The sequence below is a fragment of the Aeromonas sp. A600620 genome (assembly GCF_029479985.1).
GTDB classification, from domain to species: Bacteria; Pseudomonadota; Gammaproteobacteria; order Enterobacterales; family Aeromonadaceae; genus Aeromonas; species Aeromonas veronii_A.
This window is the reverse complement of record NZ_JAAKXB010000016.1, coordinates 66736-88294: the sequence shown is the minus strand read 5'-3', so window position 1 is coordinate 88294 and position 21559 is coordinate 66736. Positions and strand designations below refer to the sequence as shown.

At 58.9% G+C, this 21559-nt stretch carries 20 protein-coding genes; 8 read left to right on the top strand and 12 right to left on the bottom strand.

Translation table 11 applies throughout. The annotated features are described in order from the left end of the window. Nucleotides 1–7: 7 nt before the first annotated feature. Entirely contained in the window at nt 8–973 is a 966-nt protein-coding gene (dusB, locus tag G5533_RS17735; RefSeq protein WP_019445016.1) for a tRNA dihydrouridine synthase DusB, read from the bottom strand. Between the two features lie 292 nt (nt 974–1265). On the opposite strand from dusB, the gene G5533_RS17730 reads away from it, so the two are divergent. The 4 genes from G5533_RS17730 to G5533_RS17715 all read left to right on the top strand — a co-directional run bounded on the left by G5533_RS17730 (nt 1266) and on the right by G5533_RS17715 (nt 6091). Continuing rightward, nucleotides 1266–2663 (top strand): TolC family protein, encoded by a 1398-nt coding sequence (locus tag G5533_RS17730; RefSeq protein ID WP_368176298.1) that lies wholly within the window; start codon nt 1266–1268, stop codon nt 2661–2663. A gap of 73 nt (nt 2664–2736) precedes the next feature. Next, complete coding sequence (locus G5533_RS17725) at nt 2737–3741, top strand: HlyD family secretion protein (protein ID WP_368176299.1); 1005 nt, start codon at nt 2737–2739, stop codon at nt 3739–3741. Then, a complete protein-coding gene (locus G5533_RS17720; protein WP_441255152.1) occupies nt 3741–4895 on the top strand; it encodes an ABC transporter permease in 1155 nt (384 codons plus the stop codon). Before G5533_RS17725 ends, G5533_RS17720 begins: the two co-directional genes overlap by 1 nt. Continuing rightward, nucleotides 4895–6091: an ABC transporter permease gene (locus tag G5533_RS17715; protein WP_441255150.1), complete on the top strand. Its 1197-nt coding sequence runs from the start codon at nt 4895–4897 to the stop codon at nt 6089–6091. The genes G5533_RS17720 and G5533_RS17715 overlap by 1 nt, the downstream gene beginning before the upstream one ends. Before the next feature lie 110 nt (nt 6092–6201). On the opposite strand, the gene G5533_RS17710 is transcribed toward G5533_RS17715, so the two are convergent. The 3 genes from G5533_RS17710 to G5533_RS17700 form a co-directional block, all read right to left on the bottom strand. Next, complete coding sequence (locus G5533_RS17710; RefSeq protein ID WP_421311820.1) at nt 6202–6837, bottom strand: NAD(P)-dependent oxidoreductase; 636 nt, start codon at nt 6835–6837, stop codon at nt 6202–6204. 133 nt (nt 6838–6970) lie between these two features. After that, complete coding sequence (locus G5533_RS17705; RefSeq protein ID WP_019445022.1) at nt 6971–7825, bottom strand: DnaA ATPase domain-containing protein; 855 nt, start codon at nt 7823–7825, stop codon at nt 6971–6973. A 71-nt stretch (nt 7826–7896) separates the two neighbouring features. Continuing rightward, nucleotides 7897–8595 carry a DnaT-like ssDNA-binding domain-containing protein gene (locus tag G5533_RS17700; protein WP_421206037.1) on the bottom strand — a complete coding sequence of 233 codons (699 nt, stop codon included), beginning with the start codon at nt 8593–8595 and terminating at the stop codon, nt 7897–7899. 289 nt (nt 8596–8884) lie between these two features. Here G5533_RS17700 and G5533_RS17695 point away from each other — a divergent pair, with 289 nt between their 5' ends. Further along, nucleotides 8885–9856 carry a response regulator gene (locus tag G5533_RS17695; RefSeq protein WP_421206036.1) on the top strand — a complete coding sequence of 324 codons (972 nt, stop codon included), beginning with the start codon at nt 8885–8887 and terminating at the stop codon, nt 9854–9856. Between the two features lie 74 nt (nt 9857–9930). Here the strand turns inward: G5533_RS17695 and G5533_RS17690 are convergent, their stop codons facing one another. The 5 genes from G5533_RS17690 to G5533_RS17670 form a co-directional block, all read right to left on the bottom strand. Next, nucleotides 9931–11328 (bottom strand): peptide MFS transporter, encoded by a 1398-nt coding sequence (locus G5533_RS17690; RefSeq protein ID WP_227341975.1) that lies wholly within the window; start codon nt 11326–11328, stop codon nt 9931–9933. A gap of 213 nt (nt 11329–11541) precedes the next feature. Beyond that, the gene (gene galU / locus G5533_RS17685; RefSeq protein ID WP_227341976.1) at nt 11542–12453 is read right to left on the bottom strand and encodes a UTP--glucose-1-phosphate uridylyltransferase GalU; all 912 of its coding nucleotides are present in this window, start codon (nt 12451–12453) and stop codon (nt 11542–11544) included. Nucleotides 12454–12549: 96 nt separating this feature from the next. Further along, nucleotides 12550–12870: a ComEA family DNA-binding protein gene (locus G5533_RS17680; protein WP_021231962.1), complete on the bottom strand. Its 321-nt coding sequence runs from the start codon at nt 12868–12870 to the stop codon at nt 12550–12552. A gap of 380 nt (nt 12871–13250) precedes the next feature. Further along, nucleotides 13251–15431, bottom strand: a complete 2181-nt coding sequence (pta, locus tag G5533_RS17675; RefSeq protein ID WP_005339119.1) for a phosphate acetyltransferase — start codon at nt 15429–15431, stop codon at nt 13251–13253. Nucleotides 15432–15485: 54 nt separating this feature from the next. Beyond that, a complete protein-coding gene (locus G5533_RS17670; protein WP_005349210.1) occupies nt 15486–16688 on the bottom strand; it encodes an acetate kinase in 1203 nt (400 codons plus the stop codon). Nucleotides 16689–16992: 304 nt separating this feature from the next. On the opposite strand from G5533_RS17670, the gene yfbV reads away from it, so the two are divergent. Beyond that, nucleotides 16993–17433: a terminus macrodomain insulation protein YfbV gene (yfbV, locus tag G5533_RS17665; protein WP_005339116.1), complete on the top strand. Its 441-nt coding sequence runs from the start codon at nt 16993–16995 to the stop codon at nt 17431–17433. Between the two features lie 59 nt (nt 17434–17492). Here the strand turns inward: yfbV and G5533_RS17660 are convergent, their stop codons facing one another. The 3 genes from G5533_RS17660 to G5533_RS17650 all read right to left on the bottom strand — a co-directional run bounded on the left by G5533_RS17660 (nt 17493) and on the right by G5533_RS17650 (nt 19179). Then, on the bottom strand, nt 17493–17993 hold the full coding sequence (locus tag G5533_RS17660) for a YfbU family protein (protein ID WP_005341125.1): 501 nt from the start codon (nt 17991–17993) through the stop codon (nt 17493–17495). Nucleotides 17994–18156: 163 nt separating this feature from the next. Further along, the gene (gene bcp / locus G5533_RS17655; protein WP_005358255.1) at nt 18157–18621 is read right to left on the bottom strand and encodes a thioredoxin-dependent thiol peroxidase; all 465 of its coding nucleotides are present in this window, start codon (nt 18619–18621) and stop codon (nt 18157–18159) included. A gap of 24 nt (nt 18622–18645) precedes the next feature. After that, complete coding sequence (locus G5533_RS17650) at nt 18646–19179, bottom strand: glycine cleavage system protein R (RefSeq protein WP_216949630.1); 534 nt, start codon at nt 19177–19179, stop codon at nt 18646–18648. A gap of 205 nt (nt 19180–19384) precedes the next feature. On the opposite strand from G5533_RS17650, the gene dapA reads away from it, so the two are divergent. Together dapA and bamC are read left to right on the top strand one after the other, a co-directional pair. After that, nucleotides 19385–20272 (top strand): 4-hydroxy-tetrahydrodipicolinate synthase, encoded by an 888-nt coding sequence (dapA, locus tag G5533_RS17645; protein WP_227341977.1) that lies wholly within the window; start codon nt 19385–19387, stop codon nt 20270–20272. Then, nucleotides 20265–21392 (top strand): outer membrane protein assembly factor BamC, encoded by a 1128-nt coding sequence (gene bamC, locus G5533_RS17640; RefSeq protein ID WP_005349235.1) that lies wholly within the window; start codon nt 20265–20267, stop codon nt 21390–21392. The genes dapA and bamC overlap by 8 nt, the downstream gene beginning before the upstream one ends. The last annotated feature ends 167 nt before the right edge of the window (nt 21393–21559 follow it).

Below are 21559 nucleotides of genomic sequence, written 5' to 3'. Positions count from 1 at the left end.
TATCTTGTTAACCTAATCCATCGAAATACGCTTCGAGTGCCTCAAGTTGCGCGTCTGCGCAATCCAGGGCATTGAAGTGCTTACGGAATTCTCGGCCCGTCTCTTCTTCATCCAGATACCAGCCCACGTGTTTACGGGCTATGCGCGCTCCCAGATATGCACCATAAAACCGGTGCAGGTTGGTTACATGCTCGTTCATCAGGGTGCGAACCTCTTCCCTCTCGGGAGGCGGCAGCTTGGTGCCCGTCTCAAGAAAATGACGGATTTCCCGGAAAATCCAGGGTCGTCCTTGCGCAGCTCGGCCGATCATCACGGCGTCTACACCGGTATAGTCGAGGACATACCGGGCTTTCTCCGGGCTGTTGATGTCACCATTGGCGACAACAGGAATCGATACGGCCTGCTTAATCGCCCTGATCGTGTCGTACTCCGCTTCGCCCTTGTAGAGGCATGCACGGGTACGACCATGCACGGCAAGGGCCGCGATACCGCAATCTTCGGCGATTCGGGCGATCTCCACGCCATTGCGGTTATCCGGATCCCATCCTGTGCGGATCTTCAAGGTGACAGGCACCTCCACTGCATCCACCACGGCCCGGCAAATTGCTTTGACCTGATCGGGGGCACGCAGCAGGGCAGAACCTGCCAACTTCTTATTCACTTTTTTTGCCGGACATCCCATGTTGATGTCGACGATCTGTGCGCCCTGCTCCACGTTGTAGCGGGCAGCAAACGCCATCATCTCGGGGTCGGCTCCGGCAATCTGGACCGATCGCAATCCGCCTTCTGCAGAGTGATCCATCCTCATCCGGGTTTTCTGGGTATCCCAGACATCCGGGTTGGCCAGCAGCATCTCGGAAACGGCCATGCCAGCCCCCAATCGCAAACAAAGTTCACGGAATGGTCGGTCAGTTACACCGGCCATGGGAGCCACAATCAAGGGAGTTTCAAGCGTGTGGGGACCTATCTGCATTCCACGGTTACCATCGGCTTAGGGCGGCGTATATTACGCATTTTTTAGGCAGGAGAAAAGGTTAGTATTTGAGCGTCAGCCATTTTTTTCTGAAAAAAACGTCGCGCCAAGGCTTGCAAATTCTGGAGTTATTGAAAAACGGCCAGATTGCCGGAGAGTGAGCGCTGTACCATTCGGGTCGGACGCCTGCATAATTGTCAGTCCACTTGCAGGCCCGCTTTGCGTTATGATAGCTGGCTTAAATCGAGCAAATGCTCCAAACATTTATGCAACAAAAGCGGATTGGGGATCTATGACGTCAAGGTTCATTAAATCACTCTGGCCGTGTCTGATGGGGGCCGTGCTGGGGTCGGCGCAGGCGCAAACCATCAGTTTTGGCGAAGCCTGGACCCGGGTCATCCAGCAGGATGAAGGGCTGGCTGCCGAGCAGGCCGGGGTCGATCGGGCCAAGCAGCTGCGCGAGGCGGCCAAGGATATGTATCTGCCCAAGGTGGATCTGGGGGCCAGCTATACCCATCTTGATCAGCCGATTGAACTTGATGCCCTCGATCTCAATCCGCTGGCCAAGCAGAAAGATCTGATCCTGGCACTCGGCAGCCTGTTCGGGGTCGGAGCCAACGCATTTGTCACCCCCCTGACCAAACAGAATGTGGTGACCAGCTCGGTCAAGATGCTCTGGCCGCTGTTTGCCGGTGGTCGCATCGATGCGGCGCAGGATATCCGCCAGGCGCAGGTGAGCGAGGCGCAACAGCTGCTGGTGCTCAAGGAGCAGTCCACTTTCGAGAGCCTCTCCCAGACCTATTTCGGCGTGGTGCTGGCTGCTCAGGTGGTGCAGACCAAACAGGAGATCGAAGAGGGGCTGGCCCACCATCTGGATCATGCCAAGAAGCTAGAAGCGCAGGGCCAGATAGCCAGGGTGGAGCGTCTCTCCGCCCAGTCGGCCTATGACAGAGCGCGCATCGATACCCAGAAGGCGCGCCGCAGCCTCGAGATCGCCGAACTGGCCCTCGGCCGCATGCTGAAGTTGCCAAATGCCCAGCCGGGCAGCGGCCTGTTCGTCAACAAGGAGCTGCCGCGCCTCGAGGGGTTGGTGAGCCAGACCCTGGAGGTGCACCCCGGTCTCAAGCTGCTCATTGCCAAGAAGGAGCAGGCTAAGGGGATGATCCGGGTCGAGCAGGGCAAATATGCCCCCGAGGTGTTCCTGTTCGGCAACTACAACCTCTATGAAGATGATTCGCTCGCCTCCAAGACCGCGCCGGACTGGCTGGTGGGGGTGGGTGTCAGCATGCCGCTGGTGAGTCGCGATGGCCGTTCCGAGACGGTGCAGGCAGCCAAGAGCGCCGAGCTGCAGGTCAATCTGCTGCAGGCCAAGACTCGCGATGATCTGAAGCTGCTGGTGGAGAAGACCTGGCGCGAAGCAGCGCAGGGGCTGGAGGAGTATCAATCCCTCTCTTCCACCCAGGCGTTGGCAGAGGAGAACGTGCTACTGCGGGACAAGGCCTTCGGGCAGGGACTCTCTACCTCCCTTGATGTGGTGGATGCCCAGAACCAGCTGGCGGGGGTGAAGACTCAGCGCGCGGCGGCGGCCTATCAATATGTAGTGTCGCTGGCCCGCCTGCTGGCGCTCTCCGGCCAGATGAACAGTTTCAATCAATATCAGCACGGTCAGGTGATCGAGGTGAACTCATGATCGCACTCCAGTCCGTGCCTTTTTCTATCTCTGTTTCGACCGCCAAGGGTCGCCCGTTTGTCGAGGTGAAGTGATGAGCCATCCCCCCATCAAAAAGAAGATGAGCCAGGGTAAACCGCTGTTGTTGCCGCTGGTGCTGGTGATCCTGGTGGTCTGGCTCGGCTGGCGCTTCTGGCTCGCCTATCAGCCCGAGCCGGTGCATCTGCAAGGGCAGATTGAAGCGCAGCAATATTCGGTCTCCTCCAAGGTGCCGGGCCGCATCGACGAGGTGCTGGTTAAAAAGGGCGATCAGCTGACCAAGGATCAGCTGGTCTTTACCCTGGCGAGCCCCGAGATCGAAGCCAAGCTGAGCCAGGCCAAGGCCGGTGAGGCCGCAGCGGGTGCGCTGGCGCAAGAGGCGGAGAAGGGGGCCCGTGCCCAACAGATCGCCGCTGCCAAGGATCAGTGGCAAAAAGCCAAGGCTGCCGCCCAGCTGCGTGGCAAGACCTATGAGCGGGTTGCCAGCCTGCACCGCGACGGCGTAATGCCGCTGCAAAAACGCGATGAGGCCTGGACCGCATGGCAAGCCGCCCGCTACAGCGAAGGGATGGCGTGGCAGCAGTACCAGATGGCGCTGGAAGGGGCGCGGGAAGAGACCAAGATCGCCGCCCGCGAGAAGGCCAAAATGGCGGCGGGTTCCGTGGCTGAGGTAGAGGCCTATCTGGCCGACACCCGCATCACCAGTCCCCACAATGGTGAAGTGAGTCAGGTGCTGCTGCGTAGCGGCGAGCTGGCGCCGCAAGGCTTCCCTGTGGTGACGCTGCTCGACATGAGCGATGCCTGGGCCCAGTTCCACATCCGTGAAGATCTGTTGCCCCGTTTCACCGTGGATACCGAGTTTGATGCCCGCATCCCGGGCCTTGGCGACCAGATGGTGCGCTTCAAGGTGACCCATGTGGCCGTGATGGGGGATTTTGCCACCTGGCGCGCCACCGATACCCGTCAGGGTTTCGATATGAAGAGCTTCCAGGTGGAGGCTCGCCCGCTGCAACCGGTTGAGGGGCTGCGGGTTGGCATGAGTGTGCTGGTTGAACTCTGATGGGACGTGAATTTCGGCTGCTGTGGCAGGATCCGTTCAGCCGTGCCCTGATGAGCTGGGTGCCGCTGCTGCTGATGGGGATCCTCTGCTGGATCTTCTCGGCTGGATTGGCCCGCGACCTCAAGGTGGGGCTGGTGGATCTCGACCACAGCGTGCTGTCGCGCCAGCTCGCTTTCTCGCTGGATGGCTCGGCCGGGCTCAAGGTGGTGCAACAGTTTGACTCCATCGATGCCGGAGCCCGAGCCCTGCGCGGTGGCGATATCTATGCGCTGGTGGTGATCCCCAACCATCTGGAGCGGGATGCCCGTCAGGGCACCCAGCCGCAGGTGACGGTGTTCAACAACGGCCAGTTTATCCTCATCGCCAAGCTGGTCAACTCTGCGCTGGCACAGGTGGTAGGTACCCTCAATGGTCAGGTAGGCGTGCTGGAGGCGATGGCCGATGGCAAGGCGCTGCCCGGTGCGCTCGGGCAGTCGGTGCCCATCAGCAGTCAGGTCACTGCGCTCTACAACCTCAACTCCAGCTACGCCCAGTTTCTGCTGAGCGCCATTCTGCCCGCGGTGTGGCAGATCCTGGTGGTGCTGTTCGGCCTCAATGCGCTGGCCCGTACCGATCGGCTGGGGCTGGACTGGACCACTCGCGGTGTCTGGTTTGGCCTCTGGCGCACCCTGCTGCCCCACGTGCTGATTGGCTGGGGCTGGGGCATTGTCTGGACGCTGCTGCTGTTCAAGGGCTTCTCCTACCCCATGCACGGTAGCTGGCTGGTATTGCTGGTGGGGCTGGGGCTCGCCTCGGCCGCCTGCGTCACCATGGGGGCCTTCTTTTACGGCATCATCCGGGATCCGGCCCGCGCCCTGTCGCTGGCGGGGGCTTACACTGCGCCCGGTTTTGCCTTTATGGGCGTCACCTTTCCGGTGAGTGCCATGGGGGATTTCGCCCGCTTCTGGCGCAGCCTGTTGCCGGTCTCTCACTATGTCGAGCTGCAGATTGGTCAGAGCAACTACGGTCTGCCCCTCGCATCGGCGCTGCCGCAACTGGGGGCGCTGCTGCTGTTTCTGCTCCCCTTGCTGCTGGTGGTGCGCCGTTACAAGCAGCAGGCCGAGCTGGCCCGTCAATCAGCCGCAGTGGCAGTCGCCGAAAAGGAGCCTGAGTGATGCTGGGATTTGTCGATCTGTTGCGCCTCGAGTTGCGCACCCTGCTGGCGGATCGCGCCATCATGCTGACCCTGTTTGGCGGGGTGTTCTTCTACTCCTTCCTCTACCCCCAACCCTATCTGCATCAGTTGCCGCGGGAAGAGGCGGTGGTGGTGGTCAACGAAGATGGCAGTCAGCTATCGCGCCAGCTGGAATTTATGGCCGATGCTACGCCACAGGTGAAGCTGGTCGCGCGGGCCAATTCGCTGGATGAAGCGCGGCAGCTGATGATGGCCGGGAAGGCGAGCGGGATCCTGCACATCCCCAACCACTTCTATCGGGACCTGATGCTGGGCAAGAGCGTCACCCTGAGTTATGCCGGTGATGCCTCCTACTTTCTGGTCTACGGCACCATTGCCGAAGGACTGGCGCAGGCCGGCGGCACTCTCGCCGCGCAGGTGAAGGTGGCGCGGCTGCTGAGCCACGGCGAGGCGCTGCCACAAGCGGCCATGGGCTGGAATGCGGTGGCCCTCAACGTGGTGCCGGTCTTCAACCCCACCATGGGCTACGTCAACTACGTAGTACCGGCGGTGTTCGTGCTGATCCTCCATCAGGTGTTGCTGATGGGGGCGGGGATCCTGGGGGCGACCCAGAACCAGCGCAGTTGTCGCGGTGAGCATGGTTACTGGCAAAGCGCGCCGGTGTTGCCGCTGCTGCTGGCCAGAACCTTGGTGCTGGCGGGGTTGTTCCTGCTGCCGGTGAGCTACTTCCTCGGCTTCTGCTTCGATCACTACAATATCGCTCGTCATGCCGACCCGGTGCAGCTTTGGCTGTTCGCCCTGCCGTTCCTGCTGGCGACCTGCTGGTTCGGGATTGTACTGGGAGCGACCTTTACCCGGCGGGATCTGCCCACTCAGGTGGTGCTGATCTCCTCCCTGCCGCTGGTCTTTCTGGCGGGCTTTATCTGGCCGCTCGAGCTGATCCCGGCGCCCCTCAACTGGCTGGCTCAGTGGGTGCCCACTATCCCCGGTATAGAGGGTTTTCTGCGCCTCAACCAGATGGGGGCCGACTTCGCGCAGGTCTCCCGTTACTGGTGGCAGCTGTGGGGACTGGCGCTGCTCTACGGCGTGCTGGCTTGCCTGCTGCTGCGTTGGCGGCAGCAGTCGCTGCCGGTTGCTCGCCCGTCAGTCGTACAGAGTGAGACGACCGCCGATTAAGCGGGATAGGGCAAGCGCCCGTGAGATAGCGTGTGCGGTAAAGCGAAAACGGTCAGCCCTTGGGCTGACCGTTTTGTTATGTGGTGGGGTTAAGCGGTTTTACTGCTGCTTTAGCCACGCTGGAGCGTGGGATCCCCGATGGCGTAGATCTGCCCCACTGCCGTCTCATCCGCCAGCAGGCGCAGCCCTTGGGCGGCCACATCGGCGCGGCGTACCAGTCCGTGCACCTCCTTGTTCTGACTCAGTTCGGCGCGGCCGGTGGCATCGCCATCCTGCAGGCCCGCCGGGCGCAGAATGGTCCATGCAAGGGCGCTGGTCTGCAGCCAGCTCTCCGCCAGACTCTTGAGACGCACCTCGTGACCGAAGGCGGCGCGTGCCCGCTCCGGCAGATATTGCCAGCTGTCGCCACAGCCAAGGGAGGTGACCAGCAGCAGCCGTTTCAGGTCTGCCTGCTCCATGGCATCGATTACATGGCGATTGCCCTGATAGTCCACCGGCGCGGCCTGACGGAAGCTGCCGAGGGTAGAGACGACCTGTGCATCTTGCCCCGCACGGGCACATGCCTGCTGTACCGCAGCCGGATCCAGCGCATCCCCTTCGATCACTTCAACTCCCAGCGCCCCCAGTTCCATGGCCATCTCGGGGCTGCGCACCAGCGCAACGACCCGGTGACCCTGGCTCAGGGCGTGATGAGTAAAGGCGCGGCCCAGCCCGCGGCTGGCTCCGAAAATCAGTGTGGTTGGCATAGATGAGCTCCCTTGGCAAAAGGGGCTAGCCTAGTGGCTTGTTCGCCTGCTGTAAATGAGAGTTGTTTCTATTTGTGAGCTGGCAGGGAGGAGAGAGTGCGAGCCGCCAGCGACTCGCACTCTTTGGGAGGGATCAGCCGTTGTAGTTGCCGATGCTGGGGCGACGGCTTGGGCCACTCAGGTGGATATCCACCGGATTGAATGCCTTGATCGCCTCATAGCTGAAATCACCGATCGCCTGATGCAGGGTCTGGGGCGTGTGGTTGGTGATGATGATGACGCTCTTTGACAGGTTGCGACGACGGCGCAGCAGGTGGCCGAGGAAGCTGGACTGGCTCTCCGCCATTTTGGCGCGGTTGGCCGATACCTCATCGATGATCAGCAGATCCACCTCTTCCAGCGCGCGGCGGTACTGGTTGCGCTCGTCCTGATCGGGGATGACGTTGAAGAACAGCCGATCGACGATGGAGGCCCACTGCTGGAAGATCACCGATTTCTGGTGACGGGCGATCAGCTCATGCGCTACCGCTCCCGCCAGGGTCGACTTGCCGGTGCCGTAGTCGCCGTAGATCAGCATGCAGCCGCCACCGCTCTTCTCCCAGTGCTCGAAACCGCTGATAAAGTAACGGGCGGTTTCGATGGGGTATTGCAGCGCCGGATCTGTGGCATCCATCTTGTCAAATACCCAGTCGGGGTTGAGGTCGGCTTGGGCGATCAGCTTCTGGATCCGCTCCTGACGGGCCGCCTTCTGCAGCTCGCGCACCTCGGCGTTGGCCTTGGCGTCGTACTCCTTGCGCAGGGTCTCGTAGTCATACTGGCCGCCACCGGTCTCTTGTTGCAGGCGACGAATGCGCTCCAGCAGGCCACCCACATGGCGGCTCAATTCCGGGTCGTGAATGCGGTGATCCTGCTTGGCCTTGGCGATCTTCTGGCGCTTGGCTTCGATCTCTTCCAGCTCCTGGCGCAGGGGATCTTGCGGGTCAGTCATGGAATGCTCCTTCTGCTCGATCAGGGATGGGTAGACAAGGGGTTGATTCTGCCTGCAGGCGGGGGCCGCTATCAATCATTATCCGGCTCCTGCTGCGCAGCGGGTTCTTGCGTCTGCTGTTGGGCCAGTCGCTTGGCCTCTTCAATCATCTGTTGGGCCCGTTTGCTGGGGCCCGACTCTGCCGGGGCCGGCGTCACCTGTTGGTAGCCCTGCACCTCCATCGGCTTGCGACGGGTATAGCGGCGGGTCTTGAGGGCGCGAATAAACTTGAGCATCCATTGATGCTGGGAGTCGAACACCTCGGGGCGCCCCAGCCAGTAGGCGATAAATTCTCCCAGATCCTCTTCGCTATAGCTGGCATCGATCACTCCGCACAGGCGGGCGAGGGCGGGCAGCTCCTCGTCCGGTCGCCATTGCAGATGCATCTGGAAGGGGCGCTCCGGCAGCGGGCTGCGCAACTTCTGGGTCAGCAATGGCAATTGGAACGGGCACTGATGGTAGTGCTCACTCTCGGGCTGGGTCTCGACTTGCAGCAGGCCCGCCTCCATCAGTTCATCGAACAGTTCGGTGAGCTGGCGGGCATTGACCTGAAACGAAAAGCCGCAGGGATCACCCGGATCGACCACTGCCAGCGCCCGACCCAGCTCGGGATAGTTGAGCCGGGCCGCCTGATTTTCCAGCACCAGTCGGCGCAGCTGCAGGGTATAGAGACTGCGAGCCGGATGGGACAATCTTGGGTGGGCAAGGGCGCTGTATTCGGCTGGGGTCATGGTCTTCTTCACGAGCTGGAGTGGGGGGCATTATCCCCTATGGTGCTCTCCTGCACAATTCGTCACACTGCAAGTGAGTGCCCTGCATGGTCGGGTGGTGAAAATTGAGCGTACCGCGGAGCGTTGAGCAGGGAGAGCGGGATTGTGTCGATAATCCAGCAGCTTGCACTATTTTGGTATGCAGATTAGCCAATCCGGCTATTTGTGACGCAAGGCACGCGGCATTTCTGCTGATTTAGACTAGTCTTATTACTTAAATAAACAATTGACTCATAAGGTTTTTGTCAACATGCCAAAACCCGGACTGCGGATCCTGGTGGTGGAAGACGAAGCAGTTTTTCGCCATTCGTTAGTGAGTTACCTCGCGCGGGACGGGGCAACGGTGTTTCAGGCTGAGGATGGAATTGAAGGGTTGTCAGCTGCAGCGATTTATCATCCCGACGTGGTACTGTGCGATCTCAATATGCCCAATATGGATGGCCGCGAGGTAATCGCCTGTCTCTCTGCGCGCTATCCCCATATTCCGGTTATCGTCATTTCGGCCCAGAGCTCCATGGAGGCGGTCGCCAGTGCCTTGCGTGCCGGTGCTCGGGACTACCTGCTCAAGCCCCTCGAGAACTTCGCACTGGTCGATCGCAGTATCGACCAGTGCCTGAATGGGAGTTCCACGCGAGCTCAGCAGCTCGAATTGATGGCGCATATGGATTACTTCAGTGCGCATGATCGGGCTGCCAGCCGTTTGCTCGCCGGGCTGAAGCCACCGGGATTGCAGGAGTGGGGCCCCTGGCAGGTCACGTTCAAGGGGCTTGGGCACCTCTTCATTCCCGATACCTTCAAGGTGGAAGACAAGCTGCTGGTGCTGGTGATGGAGATGCCCATCATGGGGACGGATGCAGGATTTTGCGGGGCGCTGGTGCGCTCTCTGATGAACGTGCCCTATCGCCAGTTTCAGCAGAACGAGAGCCGTTTGCTGAGCCAACCGCACCGGTTGCTCGACTACCTAAACCATCAGTTGATGGAGTCCGGGTTGCGCCACGCTTTTGCCATGGCTGCTCTGCTGTTTGATCAGCACGATGGGCTGGTATTTGCCAATGCCGGGCTCACTTCCCCCCACTGGTTGATGCGCTCGGGTGGATTACCGCTTGGTCTGATGCGCAACAGCCACTACGCTCTGCACAAACGCAGCTGGCATGAACCATTCGATCTGCAGTTTCGCAGCGACAGCGGTAGTGCGCTCAATGTGCAGGTGCGTCATCACTGAGGCTGCTTGACTAGAGACCAAAACAGACAAGGCGCCCGATGGGCGCCCTGTCTGTTGTCTACAATCCTGACCGTTTAGACGGTGGCGGAGTGTAGTTTCTTCTCTTGAGCTTGCGGCTCTTTGGCCGGGCCTTCGGCACCGTGCATCCAGTAAACCAGACGATTAGCCATGGTCAGCAGCAACAGGGCGCTCAGCACCGCAGCCAGGGCGATGCCACCGAAGATGGCGATCGGGCCGGCTTCACCAACAATGGAGCCGATAAAGCCCGCAGCATAGTTGGCGATGGCGATAAAGCCCATCCAGGCACCCATCATGAGGGAAGCCAGACGCAGCGGAGCCAGTTTGGTCACCATGGAGAGGCCGATCGGGGAGAGGCAGAGCTCGCCCAGGGTGTGGAACAGGTATGCGCCAACCAGCCAGAACATGGAGGTCTTGACGGTGTTGTCACCACCCTGCTGTAGCACGGCACCCACCATGAACAGGAAGCCGATAGCCAGGAACAGCAGACCCATGGCGAATTTCACCGGAGAGTTCGGCTCTTTCTTGCCGAGCTTGATCCAGATGGCCGCAACGACCGGTGCCAGAGTGATGATGAAGAAGGGGTTCAGGGACTGGAACCAGGCAGTCGGCACTTCGAAGCTGCCGATCATGCGGTCGGTATACTCCTGGGTGTAGAGGTTCATCAGACCACCGGCCTGCTCGAAGCCGGCCCAGAAGATGATGGTGAACAGACCCAGTACCAGAATAACCTTGATGCGATCCACTTCCTGCTTGGTCAGCGGTGCTTTCTGCTCGGTAGTACGCAGGGCGGCTGCGCGCTGGGCGGCAGTGACACGACCGATGTCACCCAGGAAACGTTGGGCCATGGTGGCCTGGATCACCAGAGAGAGCAGCATGCCGATACCGGCGCCGACGAAGGCTGCTTGCCAGCCGTAGGCGGTGGCGGCAGCACCACAGATCACACCTGCCAGCAGGGAACCCAGGTTGATGCCCATGTAGAAGATGGTGAAAGCACCATCACGGCGGTGATCGCCCTCTTCATAGAGGTCACCCACCATGGTGGAGATGTTCGGTTTGAACAGGCCGTTACCCACGATCAGCAACGCGAGGCCCGTGTAGAACATGGTGTTGACCATATCCGGGAACATGGCGTGGGGCAGTGCCAGAGTGAACTGACCTGCGGCCATCAGCACGGCACCGATCAGGATGGCGCGACGTTGACCCAGGAAGGTGTCAGCCAGCCAGCCGCCGATCAGCGGAGTGATATAAACCAGACCGGTATAGATACCGTAGAGTTTGAGGGCATCTGCCTGACTCCAGCCCAGACCGCCGTTGGCAGTCAGGTCGGTCAGATAGAGCACCAGTACGGCACGCATGCCGTAATAGGAGAATCTCTCCCACAGTTCGGTACTAAAGAGCAAAAAAAGCCCTTTAGGGTGACCTAAAAAGGTCCCTTTTGACGGGTTATTCATTGGAACTTCCACCTGTGTCTTATATTTTTTTGAGTTTTTTATGCAAGGGCGAGAAACACGCCTCAACCCTTATAGAACATGCGTGAATAAATTACAACATTATGATTTGCTGAGAGTTTATTTACTCTTGATTGATTTTTTGTTGCGCAAATGAAAAAGGAGCATCATTTGATGCTCCTCGAATACCTCTACAAAAAACAGATTTTTTAGCGATTACAACTGTTTGACGAACTGCTTCAGCCAACCGATGAACTCGCCGTTCAGCTCACGATGGCGTACGGCATATTCCACATTGGCTTTCATATAGCCGAGTTTGCTGCCGCAATCGTGGCTCTTGCCCTTCATGAAGTAGGCGTTGACCTGCTCCTGCTCCATCAGCATGGCGATGGCGTCAGTCAGCTGGATCTCGTCACCGGCACCGGCCGGGGTCTTCTCCAGCAGCGGCCAGATATTGGAGGAGAGGACGTAACGACCCACCACCGCCAGATTGGAGGGGGCTTCGTCACGGGGCGGCTTCTCGACAATGGCCTGCATTGGCAGGGACATCCCCTCGCTCAGGGCCTCGCCCTTGATGTCGGCGATGCCGTACTTGTCCACTTCGCTTTCGGGAACCGCTTCCACCATGATCTGGCTGATCTGGTTCTCTTCGAACATATGCACCATCTCGGCCAGGTTGTCTTTTTTCGGGTCGCTGGCCACTTCATCAATCAGCACATCAGGCAGCAGCACGGCGAAGGGGTTGTCACCGATCAGCGGGCGGGCACAGAGGACCGCGTGGCCCAGCCCTTTGGCCTCCCCTTGGCGGACGTGCATAATGGTGACGTCTTTCGGGCAGATCTGTTGCACCTCTTCCAGCAGCTGACGCTTGACTCGCTTCTCGAGGGTCGCTTCCAGTTCGAAACTCTTGTCGAAGTGGTTTTCGATGGAGTTCTTGCTCGAGTGGGTGACCAGCACGATCTCTTTGATACCGGCGGCGATGGCTTCGCGCACTACGTACTGGATCAGCGGTTTGTCGACCACCGGCAGCATCTCTTTCGGGATGGCCTTGGTGGCTGGCAGCATACGGGTACCCAGACCGGCTACCGGGAGCACGGCCTTGCGAACTGTCAGAGGAGTCTTTTTCATGGAAAACTATCCAGCGGGATTAAAGTGCGGCCATGATACTCCAAGAAAAATGGGGCAGCCACAGGCTACCCCATTCGTATATGCAGAGCTCGGACGTTATTTGACGATGATCATGTCACGGTTGGCTTCCAGCGTGGCAGGGCCAATTCCATTGACATCTGCCAGCTGATCGACCGAGGTGAACTTTCCCTGTTTCTCCCGATAGTCGACGATGGCTTGTGCCTTCTTGTCGCCAATCCCTTTCAGGCTGGTGAGTTCGGCAAGGGTGGCCGTATTGATATTCAGCTTGCCGGCTTCCTTGGCGACCTCGGCTGTGGTGGTTTGCTTCGGCGCTGCTTTATCAGCGGCCAACACAGGTTGGCTGAACAGGGGCAAGCAGGCTAACAGCATGATTGCAGAGAGCTTCTTCATCAGCATTTCCATTCCTCCATGATGTTGGATTTTGCCGAGTAGGCAGTTTGAGAAATAGCGTATCGAACGGGTCTTTTTCACTGCTATTTCTAACAGGTCAAATTCTCATGCCGATGGTGGCGGATTTGCTATAAGCGCTTAGCCATGAATGCCGCCGTATAGCCAACCTTATGATCTGGAATGTATTTCAGATGCATCTTTGATTTGACGAGCAAACTTCTCCGAGATGCTCTGCTCAAACCGTTGTGGAGGTGCCGGATGGAATTATTCTGCGCAACAAAGTGCGGATGGCATGTTTCACTGGTCTTCAAAGAGAGAACCAATAAAAAAGGCTGCTCACCTGGGGTGAGCAGCCTTTGTGATCGGTTTTTTCAGGCGGATGCTGATTAGGCTTGTTCGTCAGCCTGAGCAGCCTGGATACCGGTCAGGGCGATGGTGTAGACGATGTCGTCAACCAGGGCACCACGGGAGAGGTCGTTGACCGGCTTGCGCATGCCTTGCAGCATCGGGCCGATGGAGACCAGGTCAGCAGAACGCTGCACCGCTTTGTAAGTGGTGTTACCTGTGTTCAGGTCAGGGAAGACGAACACGGTAGCTTTACCGGCAACCGGTGAGTTCGGTGCCTTGGACTTGGCTACGTTCTCCATGATGGCCGCATCGTACTGCAGCGGGCCGTCGATGATGAGGTCGGGGCGCTTGGCCTTGGCCAGCTCGGTCGCTTCACGCACTTTCTCTACATCGGCACCGGCGCCGGAGGTGCCGGTAGAGTAGGAGATCATGGCGACGCGCGGCTCGATGCCGAACGCGGCTGCGGAGTCGGCGGACTGGATGGCGATCTCGGCCAGCTGCTCGGCAGTCGGGTCCGGGTTGATCGCGCAGTCACCGTAGACCAGCACCTGGTCAGGCAGCAGCATGAAGAAGATGGAGGAGATCAGTGAAGAGCCCGGAGCGGTCTTGATGATCTGCATTGGCGGACGGATGGTGTTGGCAGTGGTGTGCACCGCGCCGGATACCAGGCCGTCAACTTCATTGCGCTCCAGCATCATGGTACCCAGTACCACGTTGTCTTCAAGCTGCTCGCGGGCAACCACTTCGGTCATGCCCTTGTTCTTGCGCAGCTCGACCAGACGCGGCACATAGCGCTCGCGCACAACGGCCGGATCGATGATTTCGACGCGATCGGTCAGTACCACACCCTGCTGTTCGGCAACGCGACGGATCTCTTCCGGGTTACCCAGCAGCACCGGACGGGCAATGCCACGCTCGGCACAGATGGCGGCAGCCTTGATGGTGCGCGGCTCGTCACCTTCCGGCAGCACGACACGCTTGTTGGCCTGACGGGCCAGCTCGGTCAGCTGATAACGGAATGCCGGCGGGCTCAGACGACGGGAACGGGTAGAGCTGACGGTCAGTGACTCGATCCAGTGTTTGTCGATGTGGCCAGCGACGTAGTCCTGTACCAGCTCGATACGCTCGCGGTCATCTTCCGGAATATCGACGTTGAAGTTCTGCAGGCTTACGGCGGTCTGCCAGGTGTTGGTACCGGTCATCATGATCGGCAGGCCGGTGGCCATGGCCTGTTGGCACAGCGCCATTACCTGCGGCTCCGGATGATAGTTACCGGTCAGCAGCAGGGCGCCCAGCTTGACGCCGTTCATGGCGGAGAGGCAGGCGGAGACGATGACGTCAGAGCGGTCGCCGGAGGTCACCAGCAGGCTGCCCGGACGGAAGTGCTCAACCATGTTGTGGATGGAGCGGGCACAGAAGGTCACGGTCTGCAAACGGCGGCTGTCCAGCTCGCCTTTGTGCAGGATCTTGGCGGCCAGATGCTTGGCAAGATCCTTGGCGCGCGGGGCGATCAGCTGGGTGTTCCAGGGGATGCAACCCAGGATGCGCAGCGGGCTCTTGCCAAACACTTGCAGCACTTCCAGGTTGTGAGCCGCGTCAGAAGCGTGGTGATGGGCCTCGAACATCTCGGTCAGGTCAGGGCGGGTTACGCCATGCTCGTCAACCGGCGCGCCCACCTTGTTGATCACGCAACCAACGATGCGGGGGTTGTTGACACCACCGAAGTTGGAGCAGGCCAGCTCAATGCGCTCTTTCAGCTTCTGGCTGGAGTCATGGCCCGGGTGGGTCACGAATACCATGTCAGCGTCCAGCGCCTTGGCGACGTCGTAGTTCAGCTTGTTGGCAAAGGGCTGCTTGTCGGTCGGCACCATACCTTCGACAACCAGCACTTCGGCACCACTGGATTTCACGTGCTCTTCGAAGCGGGCAACGATCTCTTCCAGCAGGATATCGGTGTTGCTGGAGCTGATCATGTTCTCGGCGTAGGAGAGGGTGAAGGGCTCGGGCGGGTTGATGTTGGCAGCTGCGCGGATAACGGCGGTTGAGCGCTCTGCGCCGGTTTCACCCGGACGCGGCTGGGCAACCGGTTTGAAGAAGCTGACATTGACACCGTGACGCTCCATGGCGCGAACAACGCCAAGACTCACGGAAGTTACGCCGACACCAGTGCCGACCGGGATAAGCATAATAGTGCGTGCCACTTTATACCCCTTGTTCATTTTTTGGGATCAGGAAAAGGCCGCCCTGTGGGCGGCCTCGAGTTACTGCGTCAATTAAGCGCCGACCAGTTCCAGCGCGTCGTGGGCGATAACCCACTCTTCGTTGGTCGGGATAACCAGGGCCTTGGTAGAACCAGCCTTGGTGATCTCGCCACCCTTGCCGAAACGAGCCTTCAGGTTGGCGTCGTGATCGACGTCAAAGCCCAGCAGACCCAGCTTGTTCAGGGTGATTTCACGGATCGGGGCGGAGTTTTCACCGATACCACCGGTGAAAACAACGGCGTCCAGACGACCGTCCATGGCGGCAGCGTAGGCGCCGATGTACTTGGCCAGGCGATAGCAGTAAACGTCCATAGCACGCTTGGCTTCTTCTTTGCTGTCGTAGTTGTCTTCAACAAAACGGCAGTCGGAGGTTACTTCGGTCAGACCCTGCAGGCCGGACTCTTTGGTCAGCATGGTGTTGATATCGGCCACGCTCATGCCCAGCTTGTCGTGCAGGAAGAAGATGATGGCCGGGTCCAGATCGCCGGAGCGGGTACCCATCACCAGACCTTCCAGCGGGGTCAGACCCATGGAGGTATCAACGGATTTGCCGTTCTTGATGGCGCAGACGGAACCGCCGTTGCCCAGGTGGCAGTTGATGATGTTCAGCTCTTCAACCGGCTTGTTCAGCTGCTTGGCAGCTTCCAGGCTGATGTAGTAGTGGCTGGTTCCGTGAGCGCCGTAGCGACGGATGCCGTTCTCTTTGTAGAGTTTGTACGGCAGGGCGTACAGGAAGGCTTCTTCTGGCATGGTCTGGTGGAACGCGGTATCGAATACGGCCACGTTCTTGTCAGCCAGCGCCGGGAATACGCGGCGAGCTTCACGGATACCGATCAGGTGAGCCGGGTTGTGCAGCGGTGCGTACGGAACAGCAGCTTCGATGCCGGCGATCACGTCTTCGCAGATGACCACGGAAGAGGTGAAACGCTCGCCACCGTGAACAACACGGTGACCGATGGCGATCAGGTTCTTGGACAGTTCCGGATTGAGCGGCAGGATCTTGTTGACGATGAAGTCCAGCGCTTCCTGGTGAGCGGCACCCGCGCCCAGATCGGCACTGCCTTTCTCGCCATTCAGTTTCCACTTGATGCGGGCGTCGTCGAGGTTGAAGCACTCGGCCAGGCCGGACAGCAGGTCATCACCGGTGGTTGCGTCAATGACGGCAAACTTCAGGGAAGAGCTGCCACAGTTAAGAACAAGAACCAGCTTACTCATGAATAAATCCTATCGCAGATTGGGTTGTGTAGGCGGATGCGTTGGACGCGGTGCGGCCAAAAACTTTCAACTTATCCTTATGAGGGTTGGCAATCTGTTGCTTGCCCCTTGTATAGTGATACAAGACCCGAAATCCAGACGTCCCTGACAGGTCAATAGCAAGAAGCTTTTGACGCAAAAATGGGCGTACAAAGGATAACCCGATTGTTGAAAAATAACAAAGTCATCCTCAACCTTTGTTACTTTGCATCAAATTTTGTCGAGGTTTTGCCGTTAGTACGTTCAAAAAGCGCTCGGAGGTAGTATGAGCATGAACATTTTTGGAACTAAGTTACAGCAAGGCCGCCATTATATGACGCTTTGGCCGCGCCGTCCCGAGCTCAATTCGATGTTTCCTGAAAATCGGGTGATCAAGGCAACCGAGTTCGCCCTCAAGGTGATCCCCGCGCTGGCGGTGCTGAGCGTGATGCTGCAGTTCCAGTTTGGCGAGCTGCACTACTGGCCCTCCGTTATCACCTCCGTGCTGTTTCTGCTCAGTTTGCCGCTGCAGGGTTACTACTGGCTCGGCCAGCGTGCCGACACCCGCTTGCCCCCGTCGCTGGCGAGCTGGTATCGGGAGATCAACGGCAAGATGAACGAGCAGGGGGGCCGCCGCCAGCTGGTTTCCCAGCCGCGCTATGAAGAGCTGGCCGATACCCTCAAGGCCGCCTTCCAGCAGCTCGATAAATCCTTTCTCTACGAATAACCCGTTTCAGATGCAAAAAGGCGCCAGTGGCGCCTTTTTTGTTGCGGTTGGTATGCGGATCAGGCCGCCAGCACCTTGCGGATCTCCTGGATGGAGAGCTTGTACTGACGTGGACACTGACGCCACACCTGCAGCATCCGCTGGTATTTGTCGCGCATGGCGATGTCGCTGGAGAGCTCGTCGCACGGGCACTTGAGCTCGGGGAAGCGCTTGTCCACCTCCAGCAGGAAGCAGACGTAGTCAGCCAGCTCACGCTCCTGGCTGCGGCTGTAGCCGTTGAACTCCAGCCGACTGGCGTTGATCTCGCCCTGATCGGCTGCATCCAGATTGCCCCATGAGATGGCCAGTGCGTGGTGCAGCTCCAGGGTGTCGATCACCTCTTGGCAGGTTGCCAGATCCAGATGGCCGAAGCTCTTCTCCAGCTCGAGGATCTGCAGGCAGTAGCCGCGCTCGATGATGGTGCTGGCGCGCTGGTAGACGTCCGCTTTCTCCGGATTGAGTTTCGCCAGAATTTCGTACTGGTTGCTCAGGATCAAACGTTCTGTGTTGCTCATGTTCATGGGATATCTCGCTGGAAGATGATTCTGGGGTCACGTTAACCCATATATAAAATGAATTTTTTGATCTGGGCGGGGGAGTTGGTGAGAAAAATCCGCTGGCAAGGGGCGGCTGACCAGACAAAAAAGGCCTGCATGGCAGGCCTTTCAATGACGCAGGGGAGGATTATCCCTTGAGGAAATCCAGTACCACCTGATGGTGATCGCTGGTTTTGAACTTGTCGAAGTGGTGGGCAATCTTGCCCTCTTCATCGATCAGGAAGCTCTGACGGTGAATGCCGTCATACTCCTTGCCCATGAACTTCTTCGGGCCCCAGACGCCAAAGGCATCGGCGACGGCGTGGTCTTCATCGGCCAGCAGGGTGAAGTTGAGCTGGTCCCGCTCTTCGAACTTTTTCAGCCGTTTGGCCGGATCCGGGCTGATGCCAAGCACCACCACATTGAGGGCGGCCAACTCGGCGTTCACATCGCGCAGGCTGCAGGCCTGGGTAGTGCAGCCGGGGGTCATCGCCTTGGGGTAGAAATAGACCAGCACCTTCTTGCCGCGCAGGCCAGCGAGGCTGACCTGATTGCCATTCTGGTCGGGCAGGGAGAAATCGGGGGCGGGGCTGCCAGCTTGTAGTGGTTGCATGGTGTCTCCTCGGGTAAAACGCCCTCAGGCGTGTTTGCGATTGACGGTAAACTCGAACGATTCGGCACCCAGTTGACGACAGAATTCGGCGAAGGCGGTTTGCGAACCTTCCACTTCACCCTCTCTGGCCAGATTGAGCTGAAAACTGATCTTCAGCAGGTTGAACGGCTGCTGCTCCAGGGTCATGGATTGCATCGCCTGAATGTTCCAGCCATGTTCGCTGAAGAACTGGGTGCACTGGCTTACGATGCCGGGCTCGTCGCGGATCAACAGGTCGGCGCTGGCGCGGACGTCATACTGCAGGGACTGGTGGCGCTCGGTGCGTTTCATCATGGTGATGAGATCCCACTCCTGGCTACGCAGGGGCAGGCTGATTTCGAGTTGCATCATGCTGTTCCAGTCGCCCGAGAGCAGCATGATAAAGGTAAATTCATTGCCGAAGATGCCAAGGCGGCTGTCTACAATGTTGCAACCACAGCCACTGACGTGGCGGGTCACTTCATTGACGATGCCAGGCCTGTCCGTGCCGATGGCCGTTACGACCAGGTAGTGAGTCATAAATCTTCTCTCGTCCGTTATTTCGTTGCGAAAGCCGCGCTGGCAAGCCAACCCTCCGGCCCTGATGACCACTCCCTGAGGGACGCTGCCGACTTTCGTCCATTACTTTTTGTTCCGGATGGTATCACGGCTTGCCCCCTCTCTCCCTTGTTTTTCAAAGGGGTCAGCTTTACCATTACGCCCCTGAAAATCGGGAGAAAAGTCCATGTTACGCGGTAGTATTGTTGCGCTCGTTACCCCCATGCTGGCTTCAGGTGAAGTCGATTGGGCCAGTCTGGCCAAACTGGTCGACTATCATGTCAGCGCCGGGACCTGCGCCATTGTTGCGGTTGGGACCACAGGGGAATCGGTGACCCTGAGCGAGCAGGAGCATATCGCCGTCGTTGAAAAGACCGTTGAGTATGCCGCCGGACGCATTCCCGTCATCGCCGGTTGCGGCTCCAACAATACTGCCCATGCCATTGAATTGACCAAGCGACTGGCCAAAACCGGCGTGGTGGCGGGCCTCTCGGTGACTCCTTACTACAACAAGCCCACTCAGGAAGGTCTCTATCGCCACTATTGTGCGATCGCCGAGGCTAGTGGTCTGCCCCAAATTCTTTATAATGTGCCCGGTCGCACCTGTTGCGATCTCAAACCGGAGACCGTGGCCCGTCTGGCCAAGGTTCCCGGCATTATCGGTTTGAAAGAGGCAACCGGCGATTTGAGCCGCACCCCGCGGCTGCGCGAGCTGTGCGGGCCGGAGTTTGCTCTCTACAGTGGCGACGATGCCACTGGTTGTGATTTTATGCTGCAAGGTGGCGATGGCGTGATTTCGGTCACCACCAACATTGCAGCGGCCCAGATGGCCGACATGTGTCGTGCTGCGCTGGCCGGTGATGCCGGACAGGCGCATGACATCAACAATCTCTTGATGCCGTTGCACAAGACTCTGTTCTGCGAACCGAGCCCCACCCCGGTGAAATGGGCCTGTGCCCAACTGGGGTTGATTGCAACAGCCACCTTGCGCCTGCCGCTGGTTGACCTCACTCCCGAGGGCGAACAGCTGATGGCGCGAGCACTGACCACAGCGGAGTTGATGGCGAGTGTTTAAATCTAATGGAAAGGGAAATAGAGCCCGTCTGGTGCTGAGCGTTGCGACTGTGGCCGTCTTGGCCGGTTGCAGCACCCCCCAGGATCGCAAAATGGCCAACCGCGACTTCGGTTATGAAGATGCCCGCCTCGAGGGCCGCGCGTTCTTGATCCCCGCAGGATTGAGTGCCCCCACCTTCAACAGCCAGTACGATATTCCGCCGCTTCCTGAGAGCAGCCGTGAAGGTGCCCTCGGCGCCCAGGTCGATGTGCGCCCACCCGCTCAGCTGCTGACCGTGGTACCGGGCAGTCAGGTGGTGCAGAGCGCAACCGAACCGACCGTTGCTTTCTATGCCCTCAGCACCAGCCAGAGCGTGGAGCGCGATACCTGGTCGTTCCTGATGAACTTCCTGGCCAAATACAAGGTCACCACCGAGAAGCTGGATCAGCAGGATGGCGTATTGCAGACCGGCTGGTTTGACAACACGGTCGCTCTCGATGGCTGGGGTGAAGATGACGAAGACTTCAAAATCCGTCAGCGTTACCAGTTCACCGTGCGCAACGATGCCCAGCGCCACGCTGTCAATATGTCGGTCCGGGTACTGGATCACGAAGAGACCATCGACGGCGAGACCAGCAACAAGCTGACCCCTGCCGATGCCCAGCGCTATGCCGCGCGAGTGCTGAACCAGTTCTCTCTCTATTACGACAGCCAGCTGAAAGCCCGCGAGCAGCACAAGTCCAACGATGGCATGGGTCTGCAACTGGGTCTGGACAACAACGAACTGAGCGCCTGGATTGCCGAAGGCTCCTTTGATCAGGTGTGGCGTCGCCTCAACCAGGTACTGCCTGCTTACGGTTTCACCATCAAGGATACCCAGCAGTCACTGGGCTGGATCGACGTCGAGTACGAAGAGCCGGGTGCCGAGTTCTGGAAGGCGAAAGGGAGCGAGCCGTTCAAACTGGAGGAGGAGAAATACCGCTTCCAGCTTGGCGAAATGGCGGGAGGCAAGACCTCCATCACCCTGTTCGACAAGGACAAGAAGCCGGTATCGTCCGGGGTTATTTCCCAGATGTATATCAGCCTGTCCGAGGCGTTCGCCAAGGGGCTGGCCGATCAGGCAGCAGCAAAAGCAGAATAAATTCAGGGGCCTTGTGCCCCTGTTTTGTTATCAAAATCCCCCTGAAAACGCGGGGATTCCGAGCGGTTTTCGATGATGCGAGCCCCCTTGCCAGCCCGTTGCAAACAGAGCGCGCAGGTGAGGGACTCGCGATGTTTACCCCCCCACAAACAGGAAGTGTTATTAGC

What these genes read in the sequence shown, in the direction of transcription:
- G5533_RS17650 (WP_216949630.1), bottom strand. Translation starts at nt 19,179, where the DNA reads ATGACTCACTACCTGGTCGTAACGGCCATCGGCACGGACAGGCCTGGC.
- G5533_RS17695 (WP_421206036.1), top strand. Translation starts at nt 8,885, where the DNA reads ATGCCAAAACCCGGACTGCGGATCCTGGTGGTGGAAGACGAAGCAGTT.
- G5533_RS17670 (WP_005349210.1), bottom strand. Translation starts at nt 16,688, where the DNA reads ATGAGTAAGCTGGTTCTTGTTCTTAACTGTGGCAGCTCTTCCCTGAAG.
- pta (WP_005339119.1), bottom strand. Translation starts at nt 15,431, where the DNA reads ATGAACAAGGGGTATAAAGTGGCACGCACTATTATGCTTATCCCGGTC.
- G5533_RS17690 (WP_227341975.1), bottom strand. Translation starts at nt 11,328, where the DNA reads ATGAATAACCCGTCAAAAGGGACCTTTTTAGGTCACCCTAAAGGGCTT.
- G5533_RS17660 (WP_005341125.1), bottom strand. Translation starts at nt 17,993, where the DNA reads ATGAACATGAGCAACACAGAACGTTTGATCCTGAGCAACCAGTACGAA.
- dapA (WP_227341977.1), top strand. Translation starts at nt 19,385, where the DNA reads ATGTTACGCGGTAGTATTGTTGCGCTCGTTACCCCCATGCTGGCTTCA.
- G5533_RS17705 (WP_019445022.1), bottom strand. Translation starts at nt 7,825, where the DNA reads ATGACTGACCCGCAAGATCCCCTGCGCCAGGAGCTGGAAGAGATCGAA.
- galU (WP_227341976.1), bottom strand. Translation starts at nt 12,453, where the DNA reads ATGAAAAAGACTCCTCTGACAGTTCGCAAGGCCGTGCTCCCGGTAGCC.
- dusB (WP_019445016.1), bottom strand. Translation starts at nt 973, where the DNA reads ATGCAGATAGGTCCCCACACGCTTGAAACTCCCTTGATTGTGGCTCCC.
- G5533_RS17710 (WP_421311820.1), bottom strand. Translation starts at nt 6,837, where the DNA reads ATGCCAACCACACTGATTTTCGGAGCCAGCCGCGGGCTGGGCCGCGCC.
- G5533_RS17715 (WP_441255150.1), top strand. Translation starts at nt 4,895, where the DNA reads ATGCTGGGATTTGTCGATCTGTTGCGCCTCGAGTTGCGCACCCTGCTG.
- bcp (WP_005358255.1), bottom strand. Translation starts at nt 18,621, where the DNA reads ATGCAACCACTACAAGCTGGCAGCCCCGCCCCCGATTTCTCCCTGCCC.
- G5533_RS17700 (WP_421206037.1), bottom strand. Translation starts at nt 8,595, where the DNA reads ATGACCCCAGCCGAATACAGCGCCCTTGCCCACCCAAGATTGTCCCAT.
- yfbV (WP_005339116.1), top strand. Translation starts at nt 16,993, where the DNA reads ATGAGCATGAACATTTTTGGAACTAAGTTACAGCAAGGCCGCCATTAT.
- G5533_RS17725 (WP_368176299.1), top strand. Translation starts at nt 2,737, where the DNA reads ATGAGCCATCCCCCCATCAAAAAGAAGATGAGCCAGGGTAAACCGCTG.
- G5533_RS17730 (WP_368176298.1), top strand. Translation starts at nt 1,266, where the DNA reads ATGACGTCAAGGTTCATTAAATCACTCTGGCCGTGTCTGATGGGGGCC.
- G5533_RS17720 (WP_441255152.1), top strand. Translation starts at nt 3,741, where the DNA reads ATGGGACGTGAATTTCGGCTGCTGTGGCAGGATCCGTTCAGCCGTGCC.
- G5533_RS17680 (WP_021231962.1), bottom strand. Translation starts at nt 12,870, where the DNA reads ATGCTGATGAAGAAGCTCTCTGCAATCATGCTGTTAGCCTGCTTGCCC.